The organism is Neobacillus cucumis (genome assembly GCF_016908975.1).
GTDB lineage: Bacteria > Bacillota > Bacilli > Bacillales > Cytobacillaceae > Neobacillus > Neobacillus cucumis.
The window spans coordinates 1-12794 of record NZ_JAFBEX010000036.1 but is presented as its reverse complement, the minus strand read 5'-3'; the positions used below and the strand labels follow the sequence as shown (position 1 = coordinate 12794).

Annotated in this window: 13 protein-coding genes and 1 pseudogene; 8 read left to right on the top strand and 6 right to left on the bottom strand. The window is 35.4% G+C overall.

The window, feature by feature from the left end:
• Positions 1–16: 16 nt before the first annotated feature.
• The gene (locus tag JOC76_RS27255) at positions 17–997 is read right to left on the bottom strand and encodes a glutaminase (protein WP_205181979.1); all 981 of its coding nucleotides are present in this window, start codon (positions 995–997) and stop codon (positions 17–19) included.
• Positions 998–1363: 366 nt separating this feature from the next.
• Here JOC76_RS27255 and JOC76_RS27250 point away from each other — a divergent pair, with 366 nt between their 5' ends.
• From JOC76_RS27250 to JOC76_RS31000, 3 genes and pseudogenes are all read left to right on the top strand, one after another.
• Positions 1364–2617 (top strand): ATP-binding protein, encoded by a 1254-nt coding sequence (locus JOC76_RS27250; protein WP_205181978.1) that lies wholly within the window; start codon positions 1364–1366, stop codon positions 2615–2617.
• Between the two features lie 10 nt (positions 2618–2627).
• Positions 2628–3575: a response regulator gene (locus JOC76_RS27245; protein ID WP_205181948.1), complete on the top strand. Its 948-nt coding sequence runs from the start codon at positions 2628–2630 to the stop codon at positions 3573–3575.
• A gap of 319 nt (positions 3576–3894) precedes the next feature.
• Positions 3895–4033, top strand: a pseudogene (locus tag JOC76_RS31000) (transposase); the annotation flags it as partial.
• Positions 4034–4155: 122 nt separating this feature from the next.
• On the opposite strand, the gene JOC76_RS27240 reads toward JOC76_RS31000, so the two are convergent.
• Positions 4156–4707, bottom strand: a complete 552-nt coding sequence (locus JOC76_RS27240) for a GNAT family N-acetyltransferase (protein ID WP_205181947.1) — start codon at positions 4705–4707, stop codon at positions 4156–4158.
• A 126-nt stretch (positions 4708–4833) separates the two neighbouring features.
• Positions 4834–5973: a histidine kinase N-terminal domain-containing protein gene (locus tag JOC76_RS27235; RefSeq protein WP_205181946.1), complete on the bottom strand. Its 1140-nt coding sequence runs from the start codon at positions 5971–5973 to the stop codon at positions 4834–4836.
• A 231-nt stretch (positions 5974–6204) separates the two neighbouring features.
• Between JOC76_RS27235 and JOC76_RS27230 the strand changes: the two genes are divergently transcribed.
• From JOC76_RS27230 to JOC76_RS27215, 4 genes are all read left to right on the top strand, one after another.
• The gene (locus JOC76_RS27230; protein WP_205181945.1) at positions 6205–6429 is read left to right on the top strand and encodes a FeoA family protein; all 225 of its coding nucleotides are present in this window, start codon (positions 6205–6207) and stop codon (positions 6427–6429) included.
• The gene (gene feoB / locus JOC76_RS27225; RefSeq protein WP_205181944.1) at positions 6429–8432 is read left to right on the top strand and encodes a ferrous iron transport protein B; all 2004 of its coding nucleotides are present in this window, start codon (positions 6429–6431) and stop codon (positions 8430–8432) included. The genes JOC76_RS27230 and feoB overlap by 1 nt, the downstream gene beginning before the upstream one ends.
• A 21-nt stretch (positions 8433–8453) precedes the next feature.
• The gene (locus JOC76_RS27220) at positions 8454–8609 is read left to right on the top strand and encodes a FeoB-associated Cys-rich membrane protein (protein ID WP_205181943.1); all 156 of its coding nucleotides are present in this window, start codon (positions 8454–8456) and stop codon (positions 8607–8609) included.
• Positions 8610–8764: 155 nt separating this feature from the next.
• Positions 8765–9220 (top strand): helix-turn-helix transcriptional regulator, encoded by a 456-nt coding sequence (locus tag JOC76_RS27215; RefSeq protein WP_205181942.1) that lies wholly within the window; start codon positions 8765–8767, stop codon positions 9218–9220.
• Between the two features lie 319 nt (positions 9221–9539).
• On the opposite strand, the gene JOC76_RS27210 is transcribed toward JOC76_RS27215, so the two are convergent.
• Complete coding sequence (locus JOC76_RS27210; protein WP_205181941.1) at positions 9540–9746, bottom strand: alpha/beta-type small acid-soluble spore protein; 207 nt, start codon at positions 9744–9746, stop codon at positions 9540–9542.
• Between the two features lie 323 nt (positions 9747–10069).
• Between JOC76_RS27210 and JOC76_RS27205 the strand changes: the two genes are divergently transcribed.
• A complete protein-coding gene (locus JOC76_RS27205) occupies positions 10070–10312 on the top strand; it encodes a hypothetical protein (protein ID WP_205181940.1) in 243 nt (80 codons plus the stop codon).
• A gap of 197 nt (positions 10313–10509) precedes the next feature.
• Here JOC76_RS27205 and JOC76_RS27200 read toward each other — a convergent pair whose 3' ends face one another.
• Entirely contained in the window at positions 10510–11622 is a 1113-nt protein-coding gene (locus tag JOC76_RS27200) for an ABC transporter ATP-binding protein (RefSeq protein ID WP_205181939.1), read from the bottom strand.
• Positions 11623–11729: 107 nt separating this feature from the next.
• Positions 11730–12629: a PucR family transcriptional regulator gene (locus JOC76_RS27195; protein ID WP_205181938.1), complete on the bottom strand. Its 900-nt coding sequence runs from the start codon at positions 12627–12629 to the stop codon at positions 11730–11732.
• Positions 12630–12794: the final 165 nt, after the last annotated feature.

Below are 12794 nucleotides of genomic sequence, written 5' to 3'. Positions count from 1 at the left end.
TTCTACATGATGCCCATTAGAAAATACTTAGATCCCATTCTTGTGCTAAATGCTTCAATAGCATAACACCTGTTAGGCTATTCCCATATTCATCAATAGCTGGTCCATATATACCAATACCACATCCGTTTTGAAAAGGTAGTTCACTTCTGACGTTTGGGGGAACTAGTGCCATAATGCCCCCAGATACACCACTTTTGGCTGGCAAACCGACAAATGCCGCAAATTTACCCGAAGCATTGTACATTCCACAAGTAAGCATCAAAGCTTTGGCTAATTTAGCTACTTTTTTAGGCAGGACTTGTTCTTGACGAATAGGATGAAATCCATCGTGTGCTAGAATCAGTCCAATCAAGGCTATGTCTTCTGTGTTAACTTCTATCGAACATTGTTTCATGTAAACTTCTAAAGCTACCTCTACATCCGATTCTAAATAATTCGTTTCCTTTAAATAGTAAGCTAAAGCTCTATTTCGGTAAGATGTTTTCCACTCAGATTGATACACTTCGTTGTTAATAGCCGGGCGTTTCCCTATCAATTTTTCGATTAATTTATAAAGAACTTCTAATTTTTTGTATGAAGATTCTCCTGGTAGAAGTGAAGCTATGGTAATCGCTCCGGCATTAATCATTGGGTTAAACGGCTTTCCCGTCTTATGCATTTCTAGACGAATAATTGAATTAAAGGCATCCCCAGTTGGTTCTACATCAACCCTCTCTAACACATAAGAAATACCACAGCTCAAGCATACGGCTATAAAGCTGAGCACTTTTGATATACTTTGTAATGTGAAAGATACTTCATAATCCCCTGACTTTATCGTTGTTCCATCCGGTCTTATGATGGAAATGCCTAAATGCGATGAGTCTTTCTTTCTTAAAGCAGGAATATAATTGGCGGTTTTTCCTTTAATAGCATGAGATTTAAAATGTGCAACCCATTCATCTAAAGAAGCATTCGTTTGACTATAAAGCTTATCGTTTTGGTCTTTAATCATCTCTTCAACCATATCCTTCCACCTCTCTTATTTTTGAATTAAAACTTCATACCTTTAATACCTTCTACTGAAAAAATAATAATAGACTGGTATAAAAAGCATAAAAACTTAAGCGCTTACACAATATTTCCATAAAAATATAACTTTAATTTATAATTTGAACTATATAATCCGACTGAAAACTACAAAAAAACTACAAAATATATTTCAAAAATAGGGTTAGCCCATTTATTAATAGATTTCTTATAATAATTTAAGCGTTGTATTGAGGTTGATGAGACTGTATACTGATTTCAAATAAAACTCGGAGGTGACTCCTTGAGCCTAAGTACTTTAGTTAAAAAAGACGTCTATATTCTTGTTCTAATGGTGTTAACCGTTCCACTAGCAGGTGAAATAAAGTTTTATCCTTTAAATGAAACATTTCGAGTAAGCTTAGGTGCCCCAGCATTTTTCTTTTTTTTGTTATTGCTGCAGAAAACACCAGCAGTTTTACCAGGTTTTTTAACAGGAACAGCGGTTGTTAATTTTCGCATTCTTTTAGACCTTATTGAGCAGGAGAGTTTTGACTGGACATCCTCTTTCCAAGCCCAGTATCCAAGTTTTTTCTATTATTTCACTTATTCTTTCCTCTTTTTTTTAGTGAAGACCAACCGCTTTCAAAATAGACCCTTGATGATTGGATTTATTGGCTTTTTAATTGAAATTGTGTCCGACATTGTAGAACTAATTATTCAATATTTCGTGTTAGAAACAACCATAACCTTCGCAAAACTAAATGAGATGATCATGATAGCGTTTACCCACAGTTTTATTGTTCTAAGCTTTTTTAATATGATGAAACTGTATGAAGTACAGAAGAGGGAAAGACAAATTAGAAAACAAAATGAACATATGTTAATGCTTATTTCCAATTTATATGAGGAAAAGATTTATTTAAAAAAAACATTAAAAAATACAGAGAATATTACAAAGGAATCTTATGATTTATATCGCAATTTAAAAGAACAGGAAAAACGACATAATGTATTTAAACAGCAGTTTAGTCAAAAGTTATTACGTATTGCTGGTGAAATTCATGAAGTTAAAAAAGATAACCAACGGATTTTTGCAGGGCTCTCAAAATTAATAACTAATGAGAGTTTTCAAGACTATATGAATCCTGCTGATTTAATTCAATTAATTATACGAATAAATGAAAAATATGCCGATTCACTAGGAAAAGAGATTAAATTTTTATATTCGGTAGAAGGGAAGCATCCAAATTATCATGTTTATACCGTGTTATCTCTCATCAATAATTTAGTAGCGAATGCAGTGGAAGCAATTATAGAAAAGGGAAGCGTTAGTTTAAGGTTGCGTGAACTTAGCGATACTGTTGAATTTCAAGTTTCCGATACTGGACCTGGCATCCCTGCAAAATATGAAGATGCTATCTTTCAGCCTGGATTTACCTCGAAGTATGATCATTTAGGAACACCTTCAACAGGGATTGGACTTTCATATGTAAAAGAAGTAGTGAAAGACCTTGGGGGAGAGATGTTATTTCAGAATAATCATAACAACGGCGTTGTCTTTTCAATCCAGTTACCAACTATTAATTTGATACAGAAAGGATAAGGGTGGTTCCATGCGTTTTTTTATAACTGATGATGATAGAGCTATACGTTCAATCTTAAGTCAAATAATTGAAGACGAAGATGTAGGAGAGGTGGTGGAGGAAGCGGAAGATGGCTGCCTATTAGAAGGACACATTTTGAATTTAAAACAAATTGATATTTTATTTATTGATTTATTAATGCCAATCCGCGATGGTATTGAAACAATTCGTCATATAAAAGATGAGTTTTCTGGAAAAATTATCATGATTTCACAAGTTGAATCAAAAGAACTAATTGGTGAAGCTTACTCTCTCGGGATCGATTATTATATTAGCAAACCAATTAATCGTATTGAAGTATTAACAGTTATTCGAAAAGTTATTGAACGGATCAATTTAGAAAGATCGATTAATGTTATCCAAACCTCATTAAATAGTTTATTAAATTTGAATCAGCCAAAAGTTGACAAATCCAATATTCTAAATGAAAAAAGAATTCTAGAGGTCGGGGAATTTCTTTTGGCTGAGTTAGGGATCGTAGGAGAAAATGGTCATAAAGATTTAATAGAAATTCTTCAGTATTTATTTAAGTATGAACTTACTCATACTTTTGAACAACATTTTCCAACCCTTAAAGATATATTTGTACAAATATCGAAAAAAAAACTTGGACTATCAGCTACACAAGTCGATATCAATCGAGAGATAAAAGCTTCCGAACAACGCATTCGCAGGGCCATTACTCATTCGTTAAATCATTTAGCGTCTCTGGGTTTAACAGATTTTTCAAATCCGAAGTTTGAAAATTATGCTTCAAAATTTTTTGATTTTACCGTCGTCCACCAAAGGATCAAGGAATTGCAAAGAAATACAACAATACATGCATCTCAAACCCGAGTAAATACCAAAAAATTTATTCAAGTATTTTTTTATGAAGTGAAACGCTTGAATTCAGAGGAAATATTTAAATATAGGTAGTTATTATTCGATAAAAAAATGAAATTGTGTAAGATAAGTTCGAACAAAACTCAATCAGTAACTAATTAAAAACCTTATTATATATACCTTGGTGTATGTGGGTGTCCCAAAAGTATAATTTTTAGGGGGGCACCCCTTTTTTATGCAAAAAAAATAAGAAAATCGTTCTCTCTGGTATAATTAAGTCACCACAACCAACTAACCGAGAAAGAAACGATTTTCTTATGTACAAACAGTATAACACGAAGCAATTATCTCTTCCAATGGAATATTCAAGTATTAATTCCCCAACAACATCTTGCGCGTCTAATCGACCTCGAAGCCGGTATTTAGACAAATTAAACACAATCAGGAGTTAAAGAGGTTTGTATTAAAGAGGCCTATCCAAAAATACAACGGATTGGGGTCTTATTTGTGTTGCACATAATTTAATGAAGTACCAAAAAAAACAAAAATAGCAAAAAAATATAGGGAAAATCCCTCTAGAATCATTCCAGTTTTCGAATTAGCACGAAAAAGGGAAAGTAAATAAAAAACTGACCCAAAAGAGTCGTTATTCAACGACCTTTTGGGTCAGCATCTAGGCTTGCATGGGATTCCATTCTCTCGCTAGCATGCTGTAGATAACAAGGTCGTGATAATGCCCATTTAAATGTTCCCCATCCCGAACTGTTCCTTCAGTAACAAATCTCAGCCGCTCAGGAATGGCCCGGCTCTTATTATTTTTTACTCCACAGCGAATTTCAATCCTGTTTAAACCGAGTTGAAAAAAGGCATAATTCAACAGGGCTTTAACTGACCTAGTTATAATCCCATGACCTTCTGCTTTTTTAGCCAAATAATAACCTATACTCGCCATACTGTTATACCAATCAATTTGGTGCAAGCCTAGTGAGCCCACCAGTTCCCCGCGAAAAAGGATCCCCACATTCAATCCGCTGTTTTCAGCAAATTGATTAAGCCATACAGGGATAATGGATTCGATTTGATAAGGGGTGGTCATACTTTCGACCCATGGCATCCATTTCCGTAAATGTTCACGATTCTCTTCGATAAGTTGGAAGAGTGTTAAAGCATGTTGTCTTTGAAACAATTGAAGTTCGATTTCATGATCCACTTTTAATGTAAACATTGGCCTATTCTCCTGAACAATGATTTCTTACATCATATGCACAATAGGCCAGAGGGAGTGAGGAATTTTAAATAGAAAAAAAATCCCTGCTTAATAAAGTGGGATTGATGTGTTTGGATTATTTTCTTACTCATCGGATGCTTCCGATGCTAATGGTAAATAAATAGAAAAGGTTGTTTTATCATGTGAAGAGTCACAGGTTAATTTTCCTTTATGCTTTTCAATTATTTCCTTACATACAAACAAACCTAAGCCAGTTCCGAGTTTTTTTGTAGTGAAAAAAGGTTCAAAAATGGTTTTATGCAATTCGTGAGGAATTACCGGACCATTATTTGAAATGCTAATTTTGATGGTATTTTCATCTTCTAACAAACAATTAATCTCAATGGTTGGGTTTGTGACTTCATGGTGATTGAGAACATCAATTGCATTGAAAATGATGTTAATAAACACCTGCCTTATTTCATCTGCATAGCCGTTTAATTCAAAATCATCAGTTAAATGATTTTGAATTTTTACCTTGCCATCCAGAATACTAGGGTACAGGAAGTTTAAAACTTCATCAATTAAATGAATTAAACTGAAGTTTACCTTTTCCTTACCAATCAGCTCTTTTTTTGAAAGTAATAAGAATTGAGAAATGCGAAAATTAAGCTGATCTAATTCGCTTGAAATAATGTCTAAATATCTCATATTTGGATAATCAGCTTTAAGCAATTGAATAAAACCTTGAACCGATGTTAGCGGGTTTCTAAATTCATGAATAAAACTTGAGGTCATTTGGCCGAGAAGGGTTAAACGATCTTGGTGGGTAGAGTCAATAAACATGGTCTTTTCTTCAATAATTTTATTTTTTGCCTCAGAGTAGTGGGATACAGCATAATATAAAAACTTATCAAAGCAAAAATTAATATCGTTAATCGACTTCTGCAGTTTGGACCATTCTAACCCTGTTTTACTTAAGTAACTGTATAAAATAGTTCTGCCAATATTGACATTGTAGACAAAATCACCAATATTAATATCCGCCATCACTCGTTCTTCTGATATATCGATAGCGATTTTTTCGATAATCTCTAACAATTCTTCTTTTGTTATACGATCCATCGTTAAGATGACATTAAGTAATGCTTCTCCATTTTCACGAATTTTACCTTTAAAGGGATCACCATGATGGATCATGATGGCATTTTCCCATTCTTGTACTAATTGCTCTTTATTTTGAGAATAAAAGGCGATTAAATCCGTTTCTTCTCCCGTAAACATGTTGTTTCCCCCTATGGTTTTTCCAAACTGATTATCATGATTAAAATTCGCTGATGATTGAAAAAATCCTTTTTATATTTAAAGAAATTATTTTTAATTTTACATAAATTAAACAACTGGCCAATTTTTTTCGAACAATTGTCAAATTTATTATGCTTTTCATCTAGAAAAAGTGATAAAATACATTTAGAAAGATAATCATTCTCAATTAACATAGATAGGGTGATAGGCATGTTTGGTTCTTTTAAAGCAGGAGATAAGGGAAAAATTATTGATATTTCAAATGTTGGTCACCTCGTACAAAGACGTTTACTCGATTTAGGAATTACTGAAGGATCTGAAGTATGTGTGAAATGTGTGATGCCGTTTGGTGGACCTATAATGATCGAATCATGCGGACAATGTGTAGGGATTCGTAGAAAAGAAGCCGTCCATATTGAAGTGGAGAGAATATAATGGAAATTGCTTTAATTGGAAACCCCAATACTGGAAAAACTTCATTATTTAATAATCTAACAGGTTCCTATGAGTATGTTGGTAACTGGAGCGGTGTGACGGTTGAGAAGAAAGTTGGAGTTTTCAAGAATAACATTGGTAAATTGATAGATTTACCTGGTGTATATACTCTTAATCCTTTATCAAAAGATGAAGGTGTTGTTACCTCCTTCTTTTTGAATGAATCTGTCGATCGCTTATTAAATATATTAGATGCTTCGCAATTAGAACGGAATTTACATTTGACACTGCAATTGCTTGAGTATGAAAAGCCTGCGCTAATTGGTTTAAACATGATTGATGTTGCAAATAATCGCGGTATTCAGATTGATGCTTCAAAACTTGCAAAGGTTCTTGGTGTACCGGTTGTGCCAGTGGTAGCTCGAAGCGGAAAAGGCTGTGACAAGCTGGTAGATGTAATTTCAACAAAATCAATTCAGCCTGCTAATAAACACCTTGTGTACTATGGCAAAGAGGTAGAAGAGGCGATTTCGTCATTTACAGGAGAAATTATGGGGAAGACGATCCACTCCAGCCGTTTTCTTGCCGTTCAATATTTTGAGGGAAATCAATATGTTCGAAACTATGTTCACAGTATTGCGAATCCTCAAAAAATAGACGAAATTTTAAACAACCTGGAAGACAAGCTGCAAGCGCGATTAAATGCGAAGTCACTTTCCAATTTTATTTATGCGAAACGAAAAGAAGTCATTGAAAAAATCGTTGCTGAAGTAGCAAACAGGAACGACTCTGGTTTACCACTGTCTGAAAAAATCGACGGTATTGTGACCAATCGATTTCTAGGAATGCCAATCTTTTTATTGCTCATGTATTTGATGTTTATGCTGACATTTGATTGGCTGGGCACACCATTATCGGATTCGCTGGATGCTCTTTTAACGGGACCAGTCACGACCGGATTCGAGTCAGTTTTGAGCGCCATTCACGCATCAGATTTTATTCATGCACTTATTATTGAAGGACTAGTTGCAGGGGTTGGCGGAGTACTAGTATTTGTACCGCAAATTTTTATCCTTTTTTTCTTTATTTCCTTATTAGAAGATTCTGGATATATGGCTCGTGTGGCCCTTGTAATGGACCGTATTATGGAATCAGTAGGATTAAATGGAAAAGCATTTATCCCGATGATGATTGGCTTTGGGTGTAATGTTCCCGGGATTATGGCTGCAAGAACAATTGAAACTCCTAGGGAGAGACTCTTGACCATCCTTTTAACACCGTTAATGTCGTGTTCAGCTCGTCTACCGGTATATGCCTTATTTGTTGGAGCCTTTTTTGCAGGACATAAGGCTTTCGTTGTCCTAAGCCTATATGTGTTAGGAATTGTAGTGGCGTTAACCTTAGCAAAGGTCTTTTCAAAAACATTATTAAAGTCAGAAACATCATTATTTGTTATCGAACTGCCTCCTTACAGGCTTCCACAATTTCAATCGTTATGGAGAAGTACATGGGATAAAGGGAAGGGATTCGTTAGAAAGGCTGGAACATTTATTTTTGCTGGTTCTGTCTTTATTTGGTTGTTATCCTATGCAGGACCTGATGGGTTAAAGGTTAATATGGATCATAGTTATTTAGCTCTTATCGGTAATACGATAGCACCTATTTTTAATCCGATTGGCTTTGGAACATGGCAGGCAGCAGCTTCTTTAATAACAGGCTTCTTGGCAAAAGAAGCGATTATTTCAACCATGAATATCATTTACTTTGTTCCTAATGATGCAAGCCTTCAAGGGTTACTAGCTCATTACTATACTCCGCTTGCAGCATATAGTTTTATGGTCTTTATTTTATTATATATTCCATGTTTGGCTACGACCGCAACCATTTATAAGGAAACTGGCTCAAAAAAATGGACCGCTTTTTCAATGATTTATGCGTTCGCCATTGCCTACGTATTATCGTTGGTTATTTACCAAGGTGGAAAGTTGTTTGGGTTAATGTAACATCAAGAAAGGGTGGAGTTAATGATTGCCAGTATAGTGATTGGTGTGGCAATATTTGGATACGCCACTTGGGCTTTAGTAAAATTCATTAATAGGTCCAAAAAGGGAAAATGCGCCGCCTGTGATTTGAAAAATTCTTGTTCCAGTCAGTGCAGCATTCCACCACGAAATGTATAGGCGCCATAGCCAATAGGCTGGAGCTAGACAATTATTAAATATAAAGTATTCAAAACTGCTATAGTCAAATATAGCAGTTTTTTATTCATGTAATTTGAATAGTTAAAGTAACTTGTGTAAAATTACACTAGAGGAAATTGAAGGAAGGGCTTTCTGTGAACAGGGATGAAATAATTATGATGGTTTCTGAAAAGCTTCGTTTAATCAGGACAGAAGCTGGATATACACAGGATAAGATGGCGGATATAATTGGGGTCTCAAAGAAAACACTTGTACAGATAGAAAAAGGCAGAGTCTTAGCAGGCTGGTCGACCGTTGTTTCCATTTGTGCCCTATTTCGAGAAACCGAAACAGTTCAGTTTTTATTTGGAAATGAACCCCTTGAGGTATTAGAGACAGTTGCCCTAAACGGAATCGATCTTCGGAAAAGAAAAACACTAGGCGGGCGAGTTTGGTGGAGAGGTATTTCACAAAAAAACGGTTATATCCTGCAGCAAAATATTTTAAGCAAGCACTTTCGGATATTAGATGAACAGAACTACCGCATATTCTCAAGCTTTGATGAAAAACTGACAAAACAGCGATTTAAAGAATTAGCCCATAACGAATAATTAAACATAATTTTCAGTAGGACAACAAATAATTTATGATGAAAATCACAAAAAGTGTAATGTTTATCACTTTCTGCATCCACTCTTTATGATATTTTTAAGTTAAAATAAGAGGGTGGGATGAATATGTCGGAATATTCAGTGGTTTTAGCGATTGGTAGTTTTTTAATACTTTCTTATTATATAGGATATACATTTATGAAATCATAGGCTCGAGACTTGTCTGTAGTCTTTTTCTATAAACAAAATGAAAGCCCCCTCCTTTGAAGGAGGGGGCTTAGCCATATTATTAATTTGTACAATTAAAAGTTGTTAAAGATTAGCGAGAGAAGCCGCCGCCAAGTTGAGATTCTGCCATAGCTACAAGACGCTTGGTAATCTCTCCTCCGACAGATCCGTTAGCACGTGAAGTAGTGTCAGCTCCAAGATTTACGCCAAATTCTTGAGCGATTTCATACTTCATTTGACTAAGTGCTTGCTCGACGCCTGGTACTAAAAGTTGATTAGAGTTGTTGTTACTTGCCATAGTTGAATAACACTCCTCTTATTAATTTTGGGGTCAGTATGGAATTGAACCATAATATTGCCACCTGGCCTAACCCATATTATCAATGGCTTTGATAAAGAATATTAGTAATTGGAGATAATTCATTTGGTTGGATGATCCGGAGTTGCACCGGATTACCCTGTTTGTTGGTTTCATCCATCGGTGTAATTGTTGCTTTGTAATCTTATTATGATTAAATTTTGAAGTTCTATTCAAAAAAACTAATTGGGAATTTATTACATTACATATGGTGGATAAGTTAACACACACTAATAATATCTTTTATTAAAGGGTGAATATAAATGTCTATATGCCCAGTTTGTAATGGTCTTAGGGAAGTCTACTTACTGTGTACCCATTGTGGTGAACCATTGTTGGAAGCAGGCAGATTAATTGATTTTTTTGATGATTACAGTCCGTACATGGAAATTGATTTAATGAAATTGGAGGATGGGTATCCTGATACAAATTGCGGTCAAAAATGTCCGCATCTTTATAGATGTCCCGCTTGTCATAACGATGAAGTGATATTTATAAAAGAATAAACCCCGTTACCTTGTGATAACGGGGCGTTTTCTTAAATGATAAGAAAGTATTAATTTCGACTTTGAGAATTGTCTAGCTCCAGCGCCTAGCTCCTCGATGGTCTAAAGCCACTCCCAAAATGAAGGCAAAAAGCACCTTCCTTTTGGGAGTGGCTTATGCTTGTCGGGGCTGACCAAGGCGCTTGCGCTTTTCTTAATTATCTTTCATTAACCGTTCTAATTCGTGATTCAGTATCAACATCGAAGAAATGTGCTTTATTTAAGTCAAAGGCAAGTTCTACAGTATCTCCAGGGTGAACATCTGCACGTGAATCTAAACGGGCGACGTAGTCTTGACCGCCGAGACTAGAGTAAACCATTAACTCAGCTCCTGTTAACTCAGCAACATCGATATGTGCTTTAATTGTTGTGCCAACTGATGCTTCAATAAAGACTGGTTCATCATGGATATCCTCTGGTCGTACACCAAGGATTATTTCTTTTCCAACATAACCTTGGTCACGAAGGAATTTCATTTTTCCTTCTGGAACAGAAATCGTAGAATTACCAATCACAAATTTTCCATCTTGTAATTTGCCATTAAAGAAGTTCATAGCAGGAGAGCCGATAAAACCGCCAACAAACACATTTTCTGGCTTTTCATATACTTCTTTAGGTGAACCAACTTGCTGGATGATTCCATCCTTCATTACAACTAAACGTGTCGCCATTGTCATCGCTTCTGTCTGGTCATGGGTAACGTAGATGGTAGTAGTGTCAAGACGACGGTGAAGCTTGGCGATTTCAGCACGCATCGCTACACGAAGTTTCGCATCTAGGTTTGATAATGGCTCGTCCATTAAGAATACTTTTGCATCACGAACAATGGCACGACCTAGGGCAACACGCTGGCGCTGACCACCTGAAAGTGCTTTCGGTTTACGGGTTAAGTATGCTTCTAAACCTAAGATTTTCGCTGCTTCTTTCACACGACGGTCAATTTCGTCTTTTGGAAATTTCCGTAATTTTAATCCGAAAGCCATGTTATCATAAACAGTCATATGAGGATATAAAGCATAGTTTTGGAATACCATGGCGATATCACGGTCTTTTGGAGCTACATCATTCACTCTTTTTCCATCAATGTAGAAGTCGCCTTTAGAAATATCTTCAAGACCTGCAATCATACGTAGTGTTGTTGATTTACCGCAGCCTGATGGTCCAACAAAAACGATAAACTCCTTATCTTCGATATGTAAGTTAAAGTCCTGTACCGCCGTTACTTTATTATCGTAAATTTTATAAATATGATCTAATTTTAATTCAGCCATTTCTCTCTTCCTCCCTGAATAAGTTGTATCTTTAGTTTACAGGGAATGAAAACATTTACATATGGACAATATGCACAAAAAAAGAAAACGCTTTTTTGGGCATGTTGTCAGTTCTGTTGTTCATAAAGAAGACAAGCTAAAAAAACAGTAAAAGCTCCATAAAAATCCTTAAGATCAATTCCAGTCTTTTCGATAAATTTATCAATCCGATACTGTAATGTATTTCGATGGATATATAACTTTTTGGCAGTCAGACTGGCATTTAAATTGTTTTCAAGAAAAACTTTAATGGAAGAGAACATTTCATGATCCTCATAGAATAAACCTACTATTTCTTGACTCACTTTTTTCTGTAAATCGGCTGGCAATTGATAGGCTAAATAAGCAGGAAATACCCGCTCAAACGTATATATTTCTGACAGGTGTAACTTTGTGATGGCGAATATAAAATATTCCTTTTCTTGAAGAAATTTGCTGGGTAACCGTTCCGAAACAAGGTAATACTTACCGATATAAAAAGAAACCTTTAAATAGAAATCGCTTTCTAATGTTTCGGACATTAAATGGATATCTTCTTCTGAAAGGGAAAACGTATTTTTTGCTTCAACCACAATTCCTCGGTTACCACTTTCCCATATAATCAACACATTTTCAGTGAAAAATCCTTTTAAAGCAGATTCTATTTCAGGTTGATTTGCTCGGCCTCCACTAATATCAAATTGAATGATTCTAAGCGTATTTCCGAGAAAGTGACTAGGTAAGGGACCATTTGAAAATAAGAAACTATGCCATTCTCTAACAGTAGGATGGAGGGTGGAGCTTGGAAAATCCACTAGAGTATAGAATGTTTGAAGGAGATTTATTTCCCTTTCATTGAGATCTGTTTTAGGGATTCCAATCCATTCATCCTGTAATTCATTGCAGAAATAGATGAAGCGTTCAGATGGATTTTCCGGCTTGCTGGGAAAAAAGATGGAATTTTGATAGAGTGATAATAATTTTTTCATGTAGATTCCCCATTAATTTCAGTCTTTGCCCCTATTATATCAATAGGCAGGCATAGCATAAAAGAAAAATAAGAGGCTGGGACAAAACCCCTCCTAGAACCTAAAAAGCCTGTGAAATTTTACGAGCAGTAAAATTTCACAGGCTTTGATTTTTTTCAAAACAAA

Coding starts and splice junctions, on each gene's coding strand:
- JOC76_RS27230 (WP_205181945.1), top strand. CDS start 6,205: ATGTTTGGTTCTTTTAAAGCAGGAGATAAGGGAAAAATTATTGATATT.
- JOC76_RS27210 (WP_205181941.1), bottom strand. CDS start 9,746: ATGGCAAGTAACAACAACTCTAATCAACTTTTAGTACCAGGCGTCGAG.
- JOC76_RS27255 (WP_205181979.1), bottom strand. CDS start 997: ATGATTAAAGACCAAAACGATAAGCTTTATAGTCAAACGAATGCTTCT.
- JOC76_RS27220 (WP_205181943.1), top strand. CDS start 8,454: ATGATTGCCAGTATAGTGATTGGTGTGGCAATATTTGGATACGCCACT.
- JOC76_RS27240 (WP_205181947.1), bottom strand. CDS start 4,707: ATGTTTACATTAAAAGTGGATCATGAAATCGAACTTCAATTGTTTCAA.
- JOC76_RS27205 (WP_205181940.1), top strand. CDS start 10,070: ATGTCTATATGCCCAGTTTGTAATGGTCTTAGGGAAGTCTACTTACTG.
- JOC76_RS27250 (WP_205181978.1), top strand. CDS start 1,364: ATGGTGTTAACCGTTCCACTAGCAGGTGAAATAAAGTTTTATCCTTTA.
- JOC76_RS27245 (WP_205181948.1), top strand. CDS start 2,628: ATGCGTTTTTTTATAACTGATGATGATAGAGCTATACGTTCAATCTTA.
- JOC76_RS27200 (WP_205181939.1), bottom strand. CDS start 11,622: ATGGCTGAATTAAAATTAGATCATATTTATAAAATTTACGATAATAAA.
- feoB (WP_205181944.1), top strand. CDS start 6,429: ATGGAAATTGCTTTAATTGGAAACCCCAATACTGGAAAAACTTCATTA.
- JOC76_RS27195 (WP_205181938.1), bottom strand. CDS start 12,629: ATGAAAAAATTATTATCACTCTATCAAAATTCCATCTTTTTTCCCAGC.
- JOC76_RS27235 (WP_205181946.1), bottom strand. CDS start 5,973: ATGTTTACGGGAGAAGAAACGGATTTAATCGCCTTTTATTCTCAAAAT.